Source organism: Larkinella sp. C7 (genome assembly GCF_006149005.1).
Lineage (GTDB): Bacteria > Bacteroidota > Bacteroidia > Cytophagales > Spirosomataceae > Larkinella.
Genome location: NZ_VBSL01000034.1, coordinates 1 through 17638, shown reverse-complemented (window position 1 = coordinate 17638; position 17638 = coordinate 1). Strand labels below are relative to the sequence as shown.

Sequence of the window (17638 nt, the reverse complement as noted above, 5' to 3'; positions counted from 1 at the left end):
GCCACTGGGCAAGCAGGAGATGTTGAACAACCCGAACCTGAAACCGCAGAATCCGGGGTATCCGAACTAAAAGTGGGTAAATTCTTGTATAATACTGGAATAGCACAAAATAAAAAAGCCGAAATTGCAGTGAAAATGGTCTCACTTGTTCTGTTCGGAGTCAATGATTAGAATGAAGCTAAAAATGACGAGCCGTATTGGGATGTGGATGGCGGGATTGGCGTGCTTCTCCGGAAGTGTGCTGATTCAAAGCTGTGGTGGGGTAGAAAAACCGGCTGAAATCGAAGCGTTGGCGGATCAGCTTCCCGAAAAGGTGGATTACAACCTGCACGTGAAGCCGATTCTGTCCGACAAATGTTTTTTCTGCCACGGTCCCGACAAAGCCAGTCAGAAAGGCGGTCTGGAACTGGCAACCCGCGAAGGGGCAATGGCGGCTTTGAAAAAAGCGAAGAACAAGAAACACGCCATTGTGCCCGGCGATCTGTCGGAAAGTGAAGTGTATTACCGGCTGGTGACGACGGACGAAGACGAGATCATGCCACCGAAGTCGTCGAACCGCGTTCTGACCCCGTACGAAAAAGCCGTGCTCCTCAAATGGATTGAAGAAGGGGCCGAGTACAAACCGCACTGGGCGCTGCTCAAACCGGAAAAGGCGAAGTTGCCAACCGTGAAAGATACCCGCTGGCCCAAAAATCCGATCGACTATTTTACGCTGAGTAAAATGGAAGAGAAGGGCTTGAAACCGTCTCCCGAAGCCGACCGGGAAAATCTGCTCCGCCGGGTTACGCTGGATCTGACCGGTTTGCCACCTACCGTGGAAGAGCAGCAGGCTTTTCTGGCCGACCGTTCGCCGAATGCCTACGAAAAGGTGGTGGATCGCTTGCTGAAATCACCGCATTACGGGGAGAAAATGGCCGTCGACTGGCTGGATTTGTCCCGCTATGCCGACACCCACGGCTACACCGTCGATCGCTACCGGCCGATGTGGCCCTGGCGCGACTGGGTAATCAAGTCGTTTAACCAGAATCAGCGGTTCGATCAGTTTGTGACCTGGCAACTGGCGGGCGATTTGCTGCCCAATGCGACGCGGGAACAACGGCTGGCGACGGCGTTCAACCGCAATCATTCGCAGAACATGGAAGGCGGGATTATCAACGAAGAATTTCGGGTGGAATACGTCGCCGACCGCGCCAACACCGTCGGAACGGCCCTGATGGGACTGACGGTGGAATGCGCCCGCTGCCACGACCACAAGTTCGACCCGTTTTCACAGAAAGACTATTACAGCCTGTTCGCGTTTTTCAACAACGTGGACGAAGCCGGTCAAATCTCCTGGGACGATGCCATGCCGGTGCCGACAATGCTCCTGAGCCAGCCGAAACACGACAGCCTGCTAACGTTTCTGGATACCAAAATCAAGGCCACGGAAAGCGCGATCCGGCAGACGGCTCAGCAGGAACAACCGGCCTTTGAGCAATGGCAGTCCAAAACCGCATCGGTCCTTCCGTTCGATGCTCGGAAAGGATTGCAGGCTCATTTTACGTTCGATAAGCTGGCAAACGGCAAGTTTCTAAACGCCGTCAGCAAAAAAGACAGCGGCAAAGTGCTTGACCCGGTTTTGGTGCCGGGCAAACGTGGTAATGCGTTTCAGTCCAACGGCGACGATATTCTGACGCTGGGCGACGTCGGTATTTTCAACCGCTCGCAGCCGTTTTCCATTGGCGTCTGGATCAACATTCCCAAAGATGTTTCCAAGGCGGCTCTCGTTCACAAGGGCAACGGCGATATTCTGTACAATTTTCGGGGGTACTTCCTGAACCTGCGCGACGGCAAACCGGAGCTGCTGATGGCGCATACCTGGCCTTACAACAGCATTATCCGGCTTGGGAAACAGGTGTTGCCGAAAGAAAAATGGATTCAACTGACCATGACCTACGACGGTTCGAGCAAAGCGAACGGCTTGCGGCTGTTTGTGGATGGGAAAGAAACCGCACTGGTGACCGAAAAAGACAATCTCTACAAAGACATTCTCTTCAAGGGCAAGCAAACCGGGTTGATGGTGGGTGCGGACATGCGCGGCCCCGGTTTCAAGAAAGGGGCGCTGGACGAACTGGTGGTGTATAACCGTGCGTTGACAGCCCCGGAAGTGCAGGCGCTGGTTCAATCGACCCAAACCCTGCCCGCCGTGACAGGCGAACCGCTGAAGGACTATTATCTCAGCACGGTTTCAACGACCTACCAGCAGCAGCGCGACGAATTGCAGAAACTGCGGGCGGAGCGAAACCGGATTGCGGAGGAAATTCCGGAAATCATGGTGATGGAAGACATGAAAACACCCCGGCCAACCCACATTCTCAAACGGGGTGTGTACGATGCGCCCGGCGACCCGGTTCAGCCCGACGTGCCGGCCAGCGTGTTGCCGTTCCCGAAAGAATACCCGAGAAACCGGCTCGGTCTGGCGAAGTGGCTGCTGCATCCCGATAATCCGCTGACGGCCCGGGTGACCGTGAACCGCTACTGGCAAACCTACTTCGGAACGGGTCTGGTGAAGTCGGCCAACAACTTCGGCAATCAGGGCAATTTGCCCACGCATCCTGAATTGCTCGACTGGCTGGCGGTTCAGTTCCGGGAAGGCGCCGGGGGGGCGTCCCCTTGGAACGTGAAAGCCATGCAGAAACTGCTGGTGATGTCGGCGACCTACCGGCAATCATCGCGCGGGCGACCGGATTTGCAGCAGAAAGATCCCGAAAATACGTGGCTGGCCCGTGGCCCGATGTTTCGGTTGACCGCCGAAATGATCCGGGATAATGCCTTGGCTTCGAGTGGTTTATTGTCGGGAAATTTGGGCGGGGAAAGTGTGAAACCGTACCAGCCGGAAGGCTTGTGGGCGGTGAACAACACGACGTATGAGCAGGACAAAGGCGAGAAATTATACCGCCGGAGTCTGTACACGTTCTGGCGTCGGACCAATCCGCCCCCGTCGATGAACACCTTCGATGCGCCCTCGCGGAGTTATTGCGTGGTGCAGCGGCAGAAAACCAGTACGCCCTTGCAGGCATTGGTGCTGCTCAACGATCCGCAGTTTGTCGAAGCTGCCAAAGTGGTGGCGGCCCGGTCGATTGCGCCCGGCAAACCGCTGCCCGACCAGTTGACCCACCTGTTCCGGCTGTTGACCAGCCGAAAACCGGTCGAAAAAGAGCTAACGATTCTGACGAAACTATACCAGCAGGAATACCAGAAATTCCGGAAAAGTCCCGCCAAAATGCAGGGCTGGATTGACGCTGGCGAATACAAACTGACCCAAACAACCGAGAAACCAGCCCTCGCGGCCGGTGCCGTCGTCGCCAGTGCGGTGATGAACTCGGAAGCGTTTATTACGAAACATTAGAACAGTTTACGGTTTTCAGTTTACGGTGGCTGACGCAGGCTTGCTGACGCGCCTTAATTCGTGCGATAGCCCAAATGCGTCAGCCACCGTAAACTGAAAACCGTAAACTGAAAACCTGAAAAACATGAAAGAGAAACTCGCGCAGAGTCTGGCGGATACGTTTAACCGGCGGTCTTTTCTGAACAAAGCTTCCTGGGGCCTGGGCACGCTGGCGTTGGGGTCGTTGTTGCCCTCGCAGCTTTTCTCCAACCCCGCCGAACGCATCGAAACCGTGCCGAACCGCGCGCCGAAAGCCAAGCGGGTCGTGTATTTGTTTCAGAGCGGGGGGCCGTCGCAACTGGAGACGTTCGACTACAAACCGTATCTGGAAAAAATGCACGGCAAAGACCTGCCCGCGTCGGTGCGGAAAGGCCAGCGGCTGACGAGCATGAGCGCCCAGCAGTCGGCACTGCCGCTGGTGAGTTCGCCGTATAAGTTTGCCCAATACGGCAAAAGTGGCGCGTGGGCGAGCGAATTGATGCCATATACCGGCAAAGTGGCCGACGATCTGTGTTTCATCAAATCGATGTATACCGAGCAGATCAACCACGACCCGGCGCTGACGTTTTTTCAGACCGGAAATCAACTGGCCGGGCGGCCCAGCATTGGTTCGTGGGTGAGCTACGGGCTGGGATCGGCCAACGAAAATCTGCCCGCGTTCATCGTCATGGTGTCGAAAGATGCCCCGCAGGATCAGCCGTTGTATGCCCGGTTGTGGGGCAACGGTTTTCTGCCGTCGAAACACCAGGGCGTGCAGTTCCGCTCGGGCAACGATCCGGTTTTGTATCTGAGCAATCCGAACGGCTACAGTTCGGCGGATCGTCGGTCGATGCTCGACGCGCTGAAGGATCTGAACCAGGTGCAGGAGGAAATTTACGGCGACCCGGAAGTGTCGAACCACATTGCGCAGTATGAAATGGCATTTCGGATGCAGACGTCGGTGCCGGAAGTGAACGATTTATCCGACGAGCCGGATTGGGTGTTCGATCTGTACGGCGAATCGGCCCGGAATCCGGGGACGTATGCCGCCAACTGCCTGATGGCCCGTCGGTTACTGGAGCGGGATGTGAAATTTGTGCAGTTGTATCACCAGGGCTGGGATCAGCACGGGAACTTGCCCAAGAGCATCACCAAGCAGTGCAAAGCGACCGATCAGGCGTCGGCGGCACTGGTGCAGGACCTCAAGCAACGCGGTTTGCTGGACGACACGCTCGTGGTATGGGGCGGAGAATTTGGCCGCACGAACTACTCGCAGGGCAAACTGACGAAAGACAACTATGGCCGCGATCACCACCCGCGCTGCTTCACGATGTGGATGGCGGGGGGCGGTGTCAAACGCGGCATCACCTACGGCGAAACCGACGAATTTGGCTACAACATCATCAAAAACCCGGTCCACGTCCACGATTTTCAGGCGACCTTGCTCCACCTGTTGGGCGTCGATCACGAAAAACTGACCTACGAATTCCAGGGACGGCGGTTCCGGCTGACGGATGTGGAGGGGAAGTTGGTGAAGGGGATTTTGGCGTAAAAATCCGTTTTGTTTCGAACTCCAGGGGCTGTATTTCATAGACCAATAGGGTTTACTGATTTTTGAAAACCGCTAACGTGCGCTTACCAGGCGAAACAATGATGGGAAATCTGTTTAATTGAAAGAGCGTCTGAATTCCAGTGGCGAAAGGTTCGTTTTCGTTTTGAATAGTTTACTAAAGGATTGTGAGTGCTCAAACCCCAAAGCGTAAGCTACTTCCTGTACCGTCAAATTGGAAGTGGACAGCGTTTCTTTTGCTTTCTCAATCAGTTTATCGTGAATATATTGCTGGGCATTTTGCCCGATCAGCGACCGCATCATATCACTCAAATAACTGGGTGATACGTTTACCTGCTCTGCCAGATAGCTGACCGTAGGCAATCCTTGGTTTAAGGACGTTTTATTGGTAAAGTACTGATCCATAACTTCTTCCAGCTTTTGGAGAAGATCATGATTTACCGCCTTGCGCGTAATAAACTGACGGTTGTAAAAACGGTTCGCGTAGTTCAGCATCAATTCAATTTGAGAAATAACCACGTCCTGGCTAAAATCGTCGATCCGGCTGGACAGTTCTTTTTCGATCATTTTAAAGAGCTCAAAAACCGTGACTTTTTCTTCTTCGGAAAGATGCAACGTTTCCCGGGTTGAATACGAGAAGAAGCCATATTGCTTAATGGTTTTGGCCAGGGAATAGCCTAAAAAGAAATCCGGATGAATCAGCAGAGTATACTCGGAACACACGCTGATATCGTTGTCATGACTACCAATCACCTGGCCCGGCGAAGCGAATAACAAGCCACCTTCGTCAAAATCATAATAACTCTGGCCGTACTTTACTTTGCCGTGCAGTTTTGGTTTGTAAGCTATTTTATAAAAGCTCAGCACATGGTGGTGAGAAAGCCTGGATTCATCAACCTGTGTGTAGGTCCCATTGATCAAACTGACCAGCGGGTGTTGCGGTTTTAACAAGCCAAATGCCCGGTGCGCGTCGGTGAGCGACAGCATTTTTTTGGGGCTATTTTCTTCTTTGTTCATCTGTCAGGATATAAAAATGATAACCGATCATCAAGGATAACAATCGGTTATCATGGATTTTTATCAACCAAATTCGCTGTTGGCGGGTTCCTGGCCCAAGTTAACCCTGAGCCGACCTGGAAACGTTTTCCCAGGCTTCCCATGTGGCTAAGCGCTCTGCATAGGCCTTACGCACTCCAGGTAAATTGTGGCTGCCGAGGAAGAACCGTAGCGGAGGTTCCGGTGCATCAACCAGTTGGAAGAGAGCCGCTGGCGTTGCATTGGGATCTCCCCGTTCCAGACCCTTCAACATCCCAAAGAACTCCCCTTTAAAAGCAGCGTAAAGGTCGAGGCCTTGTGCAAATTTCAGCGATTCCGGGGTTCCGAACTCGGTGGCATAAGCGCCCGGTTCGATGATGGTTACGTTGATCCCGAACGATCTAACCTCCTCAGCCAGACTTTCGTGGATGGCTTCAAATGCCCATTTCGAAGAAGCATAGTAGCCAATCACTGGTAAGGTGACATGACCCAGATTGCTTGATGTGCCGAGGATATGACCGCCACCCTGCTTTCTCAATAGGGGCAGGGCCGCCTGAATAACGGAAACCGGACCAATGACATTGGTTTCATAAAGGGCACGAATATCGTCCGCACTGGCTTCCTCAATGGTGCCAACCAGGGAATAACCGGCATTATTTAACACAATATCAAGCCTGCCGAAGTGTGCGTGCGCCTGTTCTACGGCGGTTTTCGCCTGCTCAGGCTTTGTCACGTCAAGCTCGAGTGTCAGCACGTTTTCGCCATAGGTTTCTTTCAGGTCGGCAATACTTTCCAATTTCCGGGCGGTCGCCACCACCTGATCGCCACGCTTCAGGGCGGCATCGGCCCAAACGCGTCCAAACCCACGGGAAGCGCCCGTAATGAACCAGACTTTAGGAGATGTTACCGGGGTTGGTGCGGTTTGAAGACTTGCATTTTCATTCTGATGTAGCATGATATCCTTGATATTTAATGATGCGTCAAAGGTCAGGCTCAACGATGGGCTGTCTGTAGTCTAATTGAGGGGATGTGTAGTCAAAATGAGAAAAAGGTCGCGATACAAAAAGATTCAGCCATTCGTAACTCCCTCTCTGCAACCATCCAACCCAATTCGCCATCTTTGTCCATGAACCTGGCAATAGCATGACCGCGACCTCTCTACTTTCCGGCGCCCGCATGGCGTTCGTGACTTTATTCAGCCTGCTGGCGGCTTCCGGTCAGGCCCAGAACCAACCGGCTGATCCGGCTTTTCCCCGGCTTGACCAGGCCGTCAAACAACTCATGGATAGCGCGAACGTACCCGGTTTGTCGATGGCCTGGATTCAGAAGGGCCAGCTTGCTTATCGCCAAGCCTACGGTTTTACCAAAGCCGACTCAACCCAACGCGTGAACTCCAACACCGTCTTCGAAGCCGCTTCACTGACCAAGCCGCTCTTTGCGTATGCGGTTTTGCAACTGGTGGAAGAAGGGCGACTGGATCTGGATAAACCGCTGTTTGAATACCTGCCTTATCCCGATGTGGCCGACGATGAGCGGTATACGAAAATCACGGCCCGGCTGGTGTTGAGCCACCGCTCGGGCTTGCCGAACTGGCGTAAAAACCGGCGCTCCTCCCAACTGGCGATGCTTCGTTCTCCCGGCGAACGGTTTGGCTACTCTGGCGAAGGATTCGTCTATCTGCAAAAAGTCGTTGAAAAAATCACAGGCGAACCAATCAACGCGTTCATGGAAAACCGGGTCCTGAAACCGCTGGGGATGGCGCACAGCAGCTTTGTCTGGCAACCGGCCTTTGCTGCCAATTACGCCCAGCCACACAACGAGTCGGGCGAAGTAGAGCAAAAATACCAACCGGCGCAGGCCAATATGGCTTATTCCCTGCACACCACCGCTCCGGATTATGCCCGGTTTGTGCTGGCGCTTTTCAACGCAACGGGGCTAAAACCCGCCACGGTCGATCAGATGCTCAGCCCGCAAAGCCAGTTGCCCACCCGTTTTTCCGGCTCCGATACGCTGGCGGCTGGTTCGTATTGGGGGTTAGGGATTGGCCTGGAACAAACGCCCGCTGCAACCTATTTCTGGCACTGGGGCGATAATGGGGCCTTCAAATGCTTTATCATGGCGAACCGTACGCGCAAAGACGCGGTGGTCTATTTCGCCAATGGATCGAACGGTCTGGATTTTGCCGACGAGATCGTTCGCCAGACGGTGGGTGGCCAGCATCCGGCCTTTGCGTTTCTGGGAATCAACTGGCGGGCGCAGGCGGGTAAAACCGCCAAAAACCGTTGACCAGACCCCGCAATTCTCCAAACCAGGCCGAATGGGTGGCTAAAATGCGTACTTTTAGGACCGAAGAAACCCGTTTTTCCTACATTCGACCTGTCAATCAACTGAGTATGAAGAGCAAACTGGCCCTTCCGGCATTGGTATTCGTGCTGTGTAGCAGCTTTGGGACTTTCCTCCCAGATTCTGAGCAGAAGCCAATCAACCGGCCTCCCAACATCATTCTGATTCTGATCGATGACATGGGGGCGGCCGATGTGGGCTGCTACCGACCCAACTCTTCAGCCAGTTCCTTACCGCCTACGCCCCACATCGACCGGCTGGCCGCCGAGGGCATTCAATTTACGAACTACTACAGTGCGGCCCCCATTTGCTCGCCTTCCCGCGTGGGCCTGATGACCGGAAACGTACCCGGAAAATGGCGCATTACGTCATTTCTCGCGGACCGGAAACACAACCGCACCTGTGAGCAGGCCGATTTTCTGGACGCTTCGGCGCCATCGGTTGCCCGTGAACTCAAAGCAGCGGGCTATGTCACGGCACACTTCGGCAAATGGCACATGGGCGGGGGGCGCGATGTCGACAATGCGCCCGGAATCCGGCAATACGGTTTCGATGCGTACGCCAGCACCTGGGAAAGTCCCGACCCTGACCCGTTGCTGACGTCGACGGACTGGATCTGGGCGAAATCCGACAGTGTGAAACGCTGGAACCGAACGGCGTACTTCGTTGACAAAACGCTCGGTTTTCTGAAGCGGAATTCCGACAAACCCTGCTACATCAACCTCTGGCCCGATGACGTGCATACGCCCTGGGTGCCCGACGAAACGACCCTCAATGAGTTTCCGAAGGGAACCGAGAAACCGCGCGAATTCAAAACCGTTCTGGCCGAACTCGACCGACAGATTGGCCGGCTGATGGCCGGGTTGAAGGCCCTGGGCATGGATGAAAATACGCTCGTTGTGTTTACGAGCGACAATGGGGCCTTGCCCACTTTTCAGGGGAGTCGGTCGGGGCTGTTCCGGGGCAGCAAGCTCTCGCTGTATGAAGGGGGCATTCGAATGCCGTTTATCGTTCGCTATCCGGCCCGAACCCCCAAAGGCCGGGTTGATAATCTGTCGGTTTTGAGTGCGGTCGATCTGCTGCCCACGTTCGTGAGTCTGGCGGGCAAAAAAGGGCGAAACACCGGCGCTGACGGCGAAAACCGGGCCGGGGTTCTCCTGGGCAAACCGGCCGCTCGCAAGAACCCTCTTTTCTGGGAATATGGTCGCAATACCGAATCGTTCCGTTATCCGGCCGGTCGTGACAAAAGCCCGAATCTGGCCATGCGACAAGGCCACTGGAAACTGCTGGTCAATGCCGACGGTTCCGGCACCGAACTTTATGATCTGGCCACTGACCCTGCCGAACAAACGGACGTAGCGGCTCAGCACCCCAAGTTGGTGGATGAAATGCGCCCCAAACTAATGACCTGGCGGAACGGGCTGGCAAAAGAGTAAGGGGACAACGAACGAATTACTCTGATTTTCCCACATATCCTTTCCCCATCAACACCTGACCAGGCCGTTTTCCGTTGTGTTTGCCACCCTCAATCACCGGAATCCCATTGACCAGCACGTAGGAAAAACCGGTCGAATAGGCATGGGGAACATCGTAGGTCGATTGATCCGATACGGTTTTTTCGTCAAAAACCACGAGGTCGGCGGCATAACCGGGTTTCAAAATGCCCCGATCGTCGAGCTTGAACCGCTGGGCGGGGAGCGACGACATCCGCCGGACGGCTTCCTCCACCGGAATCACTTTTTTCTCGCGCACGTATCGTCCCAGCACCCGGGCGTTGGTGCCGTACCCGCGTGGGTGCGGCATGCCTGACTGAAACCGCGCCACGCCCGCATCCGAGGCAATCATCGTGTTGGGGTAGTGCATGATCGTGGCTACATCATCTTCCGACATCGTGTGGTACACCATCTGAATGCGTTTCATGGCGGTTTTGTCCATCAGTTCCAGCACCAGATCGGCTTCGGTTTCGGCGTTGTTTTTTCGGCCCAGTTTCTGGTTGATTTTGGTGATGCTCAGGCCGTTGAAGGTGGTGTCGGCGGGGTAATACGCCACTACAGCGTAGTCAAAATTTTTGCGGTCGTTTTTCTTCAAACCGGTGAGCATTTCCTTCCGGATTTTGGTGCGGGTTGCCGGGTCGCGAAACCGGACGAGCGTGGCCGAGTCGCCGTCGGCCAGCGCCCAGGAGGGAACGATGCTGGAAAGCGAGGTACTTGATGCGGTATACGGATATTGATCGACGGTTACATCAAGCCCCTCGCGCCGAGCGGCTTCCACCATTGCCACGGTTTCCACGCTCGACCCCCAGATCGGTTTGCTGGCGACTTTAAAGTGCGAAATCTCGACCGGAATCCCGGCTTCCCGGCCAATTTGAATGGCTTCTTCGATGGCTTTTTTGACGTCCTGCCCTTCGTTGCGCATGTGTGACGCGTAGACACCCCCGTAGCGCGACGCCATTTTGGCCAGATTGACGATTTCGGGCGTGCGGGCATAGGTGCCGGGCGTGTAGATCAAACCGGTCGAGATGCCGACGGCACCGTCTTTCATGGCTTGTTCCACGAGGGCTTCCATCTCGGTCTGCTCTTTCGCCGTCGGTTCGCGAAAGGCCATTTTCATCACTTTCAGCCGCACGGTATTGTGGCCGATCATGGACGCCAGGTTGGGCGAAAAACCGCCGATGCGCAGTGAATCGAAGAAGGTGCGCAGGTTGGTGGCCGAACCCCCGCAATTGCCGGTGACGAGCGTCGTAACGCCATCGTAGAGGAAATTCTCGGCACCGGGACGGTCCTGCAAACTGCCTTCCACGTGGGTGTGAACGTCGATAAAGCCGGGGGCCACGAGCTGGTTTTTGGCATCGATCACGGTTTTGCCCTCCGTGGCCGGAATTTTTCCAATGCGCGCGACTTTGCCGTTCTGGATGGCCACGTCGGCGTAGTACCACGGGTTGCCGGTGCCGTCGACCACACGGCCGTTTTTGATGACCAGATCGAACGATTGGCCGTAGGTGAACGTGCTGATGCAGAGGAAGTAAAGCAGGTGTTTCATGGATTAATCAGAGTCCCAAAGGGTGATGATCTGGTCAGAATGAAGACTTTTAAACACGTAAAAAAGCGTACTGTACTTGCTGCTGTCAGCGTAATCTACAATGAGTTTTCGCGGCACATCTTCCCATAATTCCTCCGCATCGGATTCTTCCGCCAGGGTATAATAGATGGATTTTTCGAACAGCATTCGGGCGTCCGAATTGCCCACTAATTTTGTATAGAATGGCCTGGAACCGTAGCCGATAAAGCGAGCATATTCCCCGTCGGCGCAGGGCCATTCCCAGTCCTGCCAGGTCACGAGGTGCGGGGTGGTTTTCTCCAGTTCGAGTGTTTTCTGGTCGGCCAGATCATCCAACTCGGCTTTGCTGAGTGCCGGGTGAAGGGACTTCAATTGCCGTTTCAATTCCGCCACATCGCCCTGACAGGTATAACTATCCCGTTCGTAAAGCCGACCGTTCGATAGACAATCCGGGCAAATAAAAGCAAGTTCGTCTTCACCAAAAAATCCAGTCGCGTCGAAACACGGTTTTTGCTGGTGGCACAGGTCGCAACGCGTCTCTTGATCGCTTACGCCAATCCAACGCGCCGGTTGATCGAAGTAGGTGAAGGTCATAACAGGCTGCCTTTTTGTGATGCCAGACACTAACTTAACAAACAAACGCCGGATTTGCCAGTGGAGGTGGTCTGCAAATGAAGTACTGCCCGATTACATCACGCCCGTTGGAACGTGGATTGAATGAATAGTGCAAGAGCCGAAAGGGAGAAAGCCGGTATCTCGCACCAGAGGGTATGGATTGACGGGTTTAATGTTGCTCCATTTATTGGAATAGTTACAAATTAGGTTCGTATTTTAGTCGAAAAAATAAGGATAGTTCAAAATGGGAATGAAGGCAATCCCGACATTTTTCCTAAATTGCAAGCTTACCAGTAGAAATCACCACGATGGGATTAAAAAGTTTGCTGCCCAATTCACTCAAAACCTCCCTAAAAAAGGTCATTCCAATCGAAATGATTGACCGGCTGGAGTTGCTGACCGGTGAACGCGACGCGTTGACGCCACCCTCCCGAATGATCTTCATCGGCGACGGTGATTTCAAGGCCGTTGGGGTAAAATCGGTTGATCACATCAAGGAACTGGTTGGCCTACATTCAACGGATAACGTTCTGGATGTTGGCAGTGGAATTGGCCGGGTTGCGATTCCCTTAACGGACTACATCTCCGCCCCGGGCAGCTACGACGGGATCGAGATCGTTAAAAACGGCGTGGATTGGTGTACGAAAGAAGTAACGAAGCGGTTTCCACATTTCCGCTTTCACCACCTGAATGTCTATAACAAGATGTATAACCCGCTCGGAACCATGCAGGGACACGAGCTGCGGTTTCCGTTCGAGTCTTCGACGTTCAGTCTGGTGATCCTGAATTCGGTGTTTACCCACATGCTCGAGAACGACTTTGAGCAGTATCTGGCCGAAATTTCGCGGGTCATGAAAAAAGGGGGGAGAGCTTACATAACCATGTTTTTGCTCAACAGTGAGTCGCGCAAAGCCAACGCGGAAGGTAAAAGCCTGTATGGCCGTCAGTTGACGCCATTCACGGAACGAACCATGGTGCATATTCAGGAACTGCCCGAAAGCATGATTGCCTTTGACGAAGTGTATGCCAAAGAGGCTTTTCAGAAAGCCGGCTTGACGATTCGTACGATCAATTACGGGAGCTGGGTTGGCCGCACCGGCACCATCGATTACCAGGATCTGCTGTATGTGGTGAAATAAAGCGCATCGGGGCTATTCCGGAAGGGGCAGCAGCACGCTGGCTTTTGTTCCGGCCAATTCGCCGGATTCCAGCCAGAACCGGGCGCCGATCGTCTCGGCGCGTTCCCGGATGTTGTGCAGCCCGGTGCCGCCTTCCACCGACGGGTTCAGCCCGATGCCGTCGTCCAATACCTGTACGGCCAGCCATTTGTCGTACCAGATCAGCTTGATGTGAGCCTGCCGCGCCTGGGCATGACGAAGAATGTTCGTGCACAGTTCCAGGCAGATGACGTACAGGTTAAACTTGACTTCCGGGCTGAGCGGCAGCTTACCGCCGGGATCATAGTTCAGCGAGAACGTCGTTTTTTCGACCAGATTCAGCTTTTTAACCAGACTTTTGAGCGATACCAGCAAATCCTGCTGGAGCAACTGTTCCGGCAGCAGGTTGCGCGACAGTTGATGAACCTGCGTGACGGCGTCGTTGAGCAGGTTCAGGCTGTTTTCGTACAGGGTTTTGTTGCGGGGTGATAAAATATCGGAGTCCATCGTCTGGAAGGTCATTTTGGTGGCACCGAGCAGACTGCTCACCCGGTCGTGGAGTTCGGTTGCCACGCGCTTGCGCTCAAGGGTCTGGCCTTTGATCAGCGCCATTTCAATCTCCCGGTTTTTGGTCCGCAACGCCAGGTTGGTTCGCCGGAGCCGCAGGCTATAATACAGCAGCAGAAACCCCAGCGAGCTAATGATGGCAATCCCAACGTACAACAGATTGCGGATGCGTTTCTGCGCCGACAGGCCCAGCCGGAGCTGGTCGATGTGTAGCTGCTTGATGGTGGCTTGCTGGGTGGCCTGTTTCTGAGCGGCAACGGTTTTCAGTTGCTGCGTTTCGAGCTGGTGTTTCAGGGCGTTGGTCTGGGCCCGCCGGCGGAATTCATTCGTTTTGAAGGTATTGTTAAGCCGGTCGATTTCAGCCTGTTTTGCCAGTGTCTGGTACCGCTGGTTTTGTAACAGCCGCTCCTGCCGGTAGGTCGTTTCGAGTCGTTCGCGGTCGAATTGGGCCTTGCTTCGCAGGCTTTCGGTCTGGTTGATGGCCAGTTGTTCTTCCCGTTTTTTGTCGTTATAAAGCCGCTGGTAAGCAAAGGCACTCTTCCAGTCCTGCTGGTGCTCATTGGCGCTCATCAGCACGGAATAGGCCGTTAGCATGGGCGCGTACACCTTCTGGTTCTTCGCCAGAGCCTCTTTCGCATTGGCAATGGCCTCGTCATACTGCTTGATACCGAGGTAAGAAACCGCCAGATCGGCCAGTGCGTCGGCCTGAGGAAGGGGCGCGTTGAGCTGCTCCCAATACGCCACCGACTGTTTCAGGTACGGAATTGCCTGGGTGAATTTCTGCTGGAGGTTATACACCAGCCCGATGTCGTTGGTCAGGTAAGCTTTGTTGGAGATCGACACCCTGGGCTGTTGGTTCAGAATGTCCCAGGCCCGGAGGGCGTGCATTTCAGCCTTCGCCAACTGCTGCTGCCCTTTGTAGGCATTGGCCAGAAGCCGATGGAGGTCGGACAGATGAATGGGGTCGATTTTTTTGTCTTTTTCAAACCAGGCAATGCTCTTCTGCAAATAGGCTACGGCTTCTCCATTTTCCCCAATTGAAGTACTGATGTGGCCGAGATTCCGGTAGATGCGCCAGAAATACAGGGCATACACCTCGGGAGCGGTTTCGATCAGCGACAGCAGGCGGTGGTTCAGTTTGATCGCCCGGGGGTAATCGGTTTTGACATCCCGGTAATACCGTTCGGTAAGCAGCAGCCCTTTAATCTGGTATTTGATATTCTTTTTCCGTTCGGCGAGGTGAATGAGGTGGTCGGCCACCAGCAGCGCACTGTCGCGGTGGGTCATGCCACTGTAGTGGACATACGCCATAAAATGCAGGTATTCCATCCGGGCGGTATCGACCGTGGGGGTGGGGCGCAGCCGGTCGAGGTTAAGCAGCCGGATTCGGGTGGTTTTCAACAAACTATCCACATAAGCCCGGTCCATACCTCGGTCGAAGTCAAAAGGCGGGGTGTAATAGGGCTGGGCCAGCAGGGAAGCGGATGAACCCAGCCAACTGATCAGCAAAACGACTCGTTGAAACCATCTCATAGACACCTTGAACACTCAAAACCCCCTTACCCTTATTTCACACGTGTTGCGACGATTGCATCGAAAACGCACCGGATTTAGTGACAAAAAATCACGGATACCGTTGATTTTTTGGACAGCAGGAAAAGTGGCCTTTGCATCGGTAATGAACTGATACACAAACTTAAAAGTAATACCTCTTCAGCTTTGAAACGAATCCCAAAACCCCCGATTTACTAAACGGTAATCACTACACGGCTTTGGTCCGGGTCGTGAACGGCATCCGCTGATGGCGGTTTTCCACATCCATTCAATTCACCCGCTCGAATGGGTCGGCGTTGTAGGTAATTTCTAGCGGTTCGTCTGATCGCAAAACCGCCGGGTTTAAAAGCTGGATTCGATTACCGGATGCGTCGTAGTTGTAATCGATTCCAGCTTGCAAAACCGCATCGCCAGCTTTGACCGTTATGGTCTTCTCATCAATACCGATTGTCGGCAAAAAAAAGGCTCCTTTTACCAGCGTATTGGCTGATTGATTTTTACCGGGCTTTATGAAAACTGTGTGAAACCGTGGCGCAGGTTGAGAAACCAGTAGCGTTCTTCTGAAGGGTGCGGGTTGGTGTGAAGGAAGCGAATCAGGCCCGACGAAAGGCGTTGGCCCCCCGGCCGAATAGGCGTGATTCAGAACCGTGACGCTGATCAACAGGGCATATACGAAGATGGTTTTCATAGGGAGGTTTCGAGAGAAGGCTTTTGGAATACAATGGGTTACGTGTTTTTTTGTTGTGTCGTCATTACGGGTCATTTCCCGGTCTCTTTTGCGGTCTATAATGGTCCAATTATTGAAGGAACGAATGTTTCTTACGTAATGCCGCATAAGTTTTACTAAGTACAATGATTGCAAACAACCAGATTGAGGAGTTTTTATAAAGATCTCCTGAATCTGGTTTAACGAGTAAGGATCGTATGAAATCGATAACGCTTTTCTTTTTATTAAGTTGCTATAGTTTCATTGTTAAATCGCAAACTATTCCGCAAAAAAATGTCATTCGCATTGGAGCAAGCCGGGTAGGTTTAGATGCACCAGACGCGCTCGGAACAAGGTATGAAATACACTATACAAGGCTGCTGGGTTTTTCCAGATTAAAATTCGAAGCTAAAGCAGGTATACTTAAAACAGAATACTATGAAACTATTCATCCCACTTTTTTAAATTCAAGAAAAAGAACAAGCTTGGATTTAGTTTTAAATTATAACCTTTTAAAAAGTTACAAACACGCTATTTATCCAGGATTTGGATTTTCAATTTGGCATCGGAAGGATCTTCTTTTGAACCAGGTTCAGTATGAAACGGATTCGAATGGAACAGTGTATGTTTCTTCGTTTACAACGAGAGGGTTTGATGAAATGAATATCGGCCCTTATTTTAGTTTACAATATGAGTATCGTGTGCTACCGAATCTTTCAATTTCAATTCAATCAGGCTTGAATTCTTTAGGGAAAGCTGGCTGGAATTCGAATTTAGGATTGTCGCTTGGCTATCATTTTTAATGATCTGTATTTCAAATCATATACCAATCTCCGTTTTCACTTATAGCACGCTTAGTAAGATCGCGAAAAGAAGACATCCCGTTCTTCGTTAGCTACTTTTGAGTTTTCGTCTCAATTGGATGAGCCTGAATTTTACGTTGTCATAAATTAAGCCTAAAACTAAGGCAGCCGCAGCAAAAATCAGGGCGTGAATTCCCACTTTTGAATATAAAATTCCCCCAATGATGCCACCGATAAAAAAGAAACTGATAATCGTCAGCCGAAGTTTTATTGACGACAGAAGTTTGTGCTTCTGTTCCTGCTCTTTGTAGAAGAACAATTGCGATAATTCTATGCCCAAGTCGGTAAAAAGTCCCGTTAAATGCGTTGTCCTAACGCTGGCATTCGAAATGGTGGTAACCAGGGAGTTTTGTAAGCCCATCGCAAAAAGCAAGCTATAGGCAATGGTGTTTGGATTTTTGATGAGTAAATCCTGTCCCAAAAAGCCGATACTAAACAGAATCAAACATTCTATCGAAGCGGGAACTACGTAAATATAATGATCATCTTTTTGTGAAATAATTTCAATGAGAAAACTGGAAACAAAAGAGCCCAGGAAAAAGAAAAATATATACAGGAAATAAACAAATCCCTGCCAAAAGTTAAGCTTAAAAACTTCTTCTACGAAAAACGCAAAATGACCGGTTACGTTCGTTGTCAATCGCTGAACGGCAAAAAAACCGGCTACGTTTACAATACCGGCGACAAGAGATAGTAACGAAGCAATTTTTAAATTATGGCTTATTGGTCCGTGCATTAGTCCGTAATAAACCCAATTTCCTTTTT

13 protein-coding genes are annotated in these 17638 nt (G+C 52.5%); 6 read left to right on the top strand and 7 right to left on the bottom strand.

Annotation, left to right across the window (positions count from 1 at the left end):
* The first annotated feature begins 184 nt into the window (after positions 1-184).
* Together FH871_RS31365 and FH871_RS31360 are read left to right on the top strand one after the other, a co-directional pair.
* Positions 185-3388 carry a DUF1553 domain-containing protein gene (locus FH871_RS31365; protein WP_229317744.1) on the top strand — a complete coding sequence of 1068 codons (3204 nt, stop codon included), beginning with the start codon at positions 185-187 and terminating at the stop codon, positions 3386-3388.
* Between the two features lie 124 nt (positions 3389-3512).
* Complete coding sequence (locus FH871_RS31360; protein ID WP_138995272.1) at positions 3513-4958, top strand: DUF1501 domain-containing protein; 1446 nt, start codon at positions 3513-3515, stop codon at positions 4956-4958.
* A 114-nt stretch (positions 4959-5072) separates the two neighbouring features.
* Here FH871_RS31360 and FH871_RS31355 read toward each other — a convergent pair whose 3' ends face one another.
* On the bottom strand, positions 5073-5993 hold the full coding sequence (locus tag FH871_RS31355) for an AraC family transcriptional regulator (RefSeq protein ID WP_138995271.1): 921 nt from the start codon (positions 5991-5993) through the stop codon (positions 5073-5075).
* A gap of 100 nt (positions 5994-6093) precedes the next feature.
* Positions 6094-7008, bottom strand: a complete 915-nt coding sequence (locus FH871_RS31350) for an SDR family NAD(P)-dependent oxidoreductase (protein WP_229317742.1) — start codon at positions 7006-7008, stop codon at positions 6094-6096.
* A gap of 146 nt (positions 7009-7154) precedes the next feature.
* On the opposite strand from FH871_RS31350, the gene FH871_RS31345 reads away from it, so the two are divergent.
* Positions 7155-8297 (top strand): serine hydrolase, encoded by a 1143-nt coding sequence (locus FH871_RS31345; protein WP_229317740.1) that lies wholly within the window; start codon positions 7155-7157, stop codon positions 8295-8297.
* A 107-nt stretch (positions 8298-8404) separates the two neighbouring features.
* Entirely contained in the window at positions 8405-9790 is a 1386-nt protein-coding gene (locus FH871_RS31340; protein ID WP_138995270.1) for a sulfatase, read from the top strand.
* A 16-nt stretch (positions 9791-9806) separates the two neighbouring features.
* On the opposite strand, the gene FH871_RS31335 is transcribed toward FH871_RS31340, so the two are convergent.
* On the bottom strand, positions 9807-11393 hold the full coding sequence (locus FH871_RS31335) for an amidohydrolase family protein (RefSeq protein ID WP_138995269.1): 1587 nt from the start codon (positions 11391-11393) through the stop codon (positions 9807-9809).
* Positions 11394-11396: 3 nt separating this feature from the next.
* Complete coding sequence (locus FH871_RS31330) at positions 11397-12005, bottom strand: CbrC family protein (protein WP_138995268.1); 609 nt, start codon at positions 12003-12005, stop codon at positions 11397-11399.
* Positions 12006-12334: 329 nt separating this feature from the next.
* Between FH871_RS31330 and FH871_RS31325 the strand changes: the two genes are divergently transcribed.
* A complete protein-coding gene (locus FH871_RS31325; RefSeq protein WP_138995267.1) occupies positions 12335-13165 on the top strand; it encodes a class I SAM-dependent methyltransferase in 831 nt (276 codons plus the stop codon).
* Positions 13166-13177: 12 nt separating this feature from the next.
* On the opposite strand, the gene FH871_RS31320 is transcribed toward FH871_RS31325, so the two are convergent.
* The gene (locus FH871_RS31320; RefSeq protein WP_138995266.1) at positions 13178-15283 is read right to left on the bottom strand and encodes a tetratricopeptide repeat-containing sensor histidine kinase; all 2106 of its coding nucleotides are present in this window, start codon (positions 15281-15283) and stop codon (positions 13178-13180) included.
* Between the two features lie 289 nt (positions 15284-15572).
* A complete protein-coding gene (locus FH871_RS31315; protein ID WP_138995265.1) occupies positions 15573-15992 on the bottom strand; it encodes a hypothetical protein in 420 nt (139 codons plus the stop codon).
* 236 nt (positions 15993-16228) lie between these two features.
* Here FH871_RS31315 and FH871_RS31310 point away from each other — a divergent pair, with 236 nt between their 5' ends.
* A complete protein-coding gene (locus FH871_RS31310; RefSeq protein WP_138995264.1) occupies positions 16229-16813 on the top strand; it encodes an outer membrane beta-barrel protein in 585 nt (194 codons plus the stop codon).
* A gap of 88 nt (positions 16814-16901) precedes the next feature.
* Here FH871_RS31310 and FH871_RS31305 read toward each other — a convergent pair.
* Positions 16902-17638 (bottom strand): YoaK family protein (locus FH871_RS31305; RefSeq protein ID WP_306439261.1); only part of this gene is annotated, 737 nt, incomplete at its 5' end.

Bases quoted from the DNA above. Each gene is read 5' to 3' on its own strand.
- FH871_RS31365 (WP_229317744.1), top strand. From the start codon at position 185: ATGACGAGCCGTATTGGGATGTGGATGGCGGGATTGGCGTGCTTCTCC.
- FH871_RS31360 (WP_138995272.1), top strand. From the start codon at position 3,513: ATGAAAGAGAAACTCGCGCAGAGTCTGGCGGATACGTTTAACCGGCGG.
- FH871_RS31355 (WP_138995271.1), bottom strand. From the start codon at position 5,993: ATGAACAAAGAAGAAAATAGCCCCAAAAAAATGCTGTCGCTCACCGAC.
- FH871_RS31345 (WP_229317740.1), top strand. From the start codon at position 7,155: ATGACCGCGACCTCTCTACTTTCCGGCGCCCGCATGGCGTTCGTGACT.
- FH871_RS31340 (WP_138995270.1), top strand. From the start codon at position 8,405: ATGAAGAGCAAACTGGCCCTTCCGGCATTGGTATTCGTGCTGTGTAGC.
- FH871_RS31335 (WP_138995269.1), bottom strand. From the start codon at position 11,393: ATGAAACACCTGCTTTACTTCCTCTGCATCAGCACGTTCACCTACGGC.
- FH871_RS31330 (WP_138995268.1), bottom strand. From the start codon at position 12,005: ATGACCTTCACCTACTTCGATCAACCGGCGCGTTGGATTGGCGTAAGC.
- FH871_RS31325 (WP_138995267.1), top strand. From the start codon at position 12,335: ATGGGATTAAAAAGTTTGCTGCCCAATTCACTCAAAACCTCCCTAAAA.
- FH871_RS31320 (WP_138995266.1), bottom strand. From the start codon at position 15,283: ATGAGATGGTTTCAACGAGTCGTTTTGCTGATCAGTTGGCTGGGTTCA.
- FH871_RS31315 (WP_138995265.1), bottom strand. From the start codon at position 15,992: ATGAAAACCATCTTCGTATATGCCCTGTTGATCAGCGTCACGGTTCTG.
- FH871_RS31310 (WP_138995264.1), top strand. From the start codon at position 16,229: ATGAAATCGATAACGCTTTTCTTTTTATTAAGTTGCTATAGTTTCATT.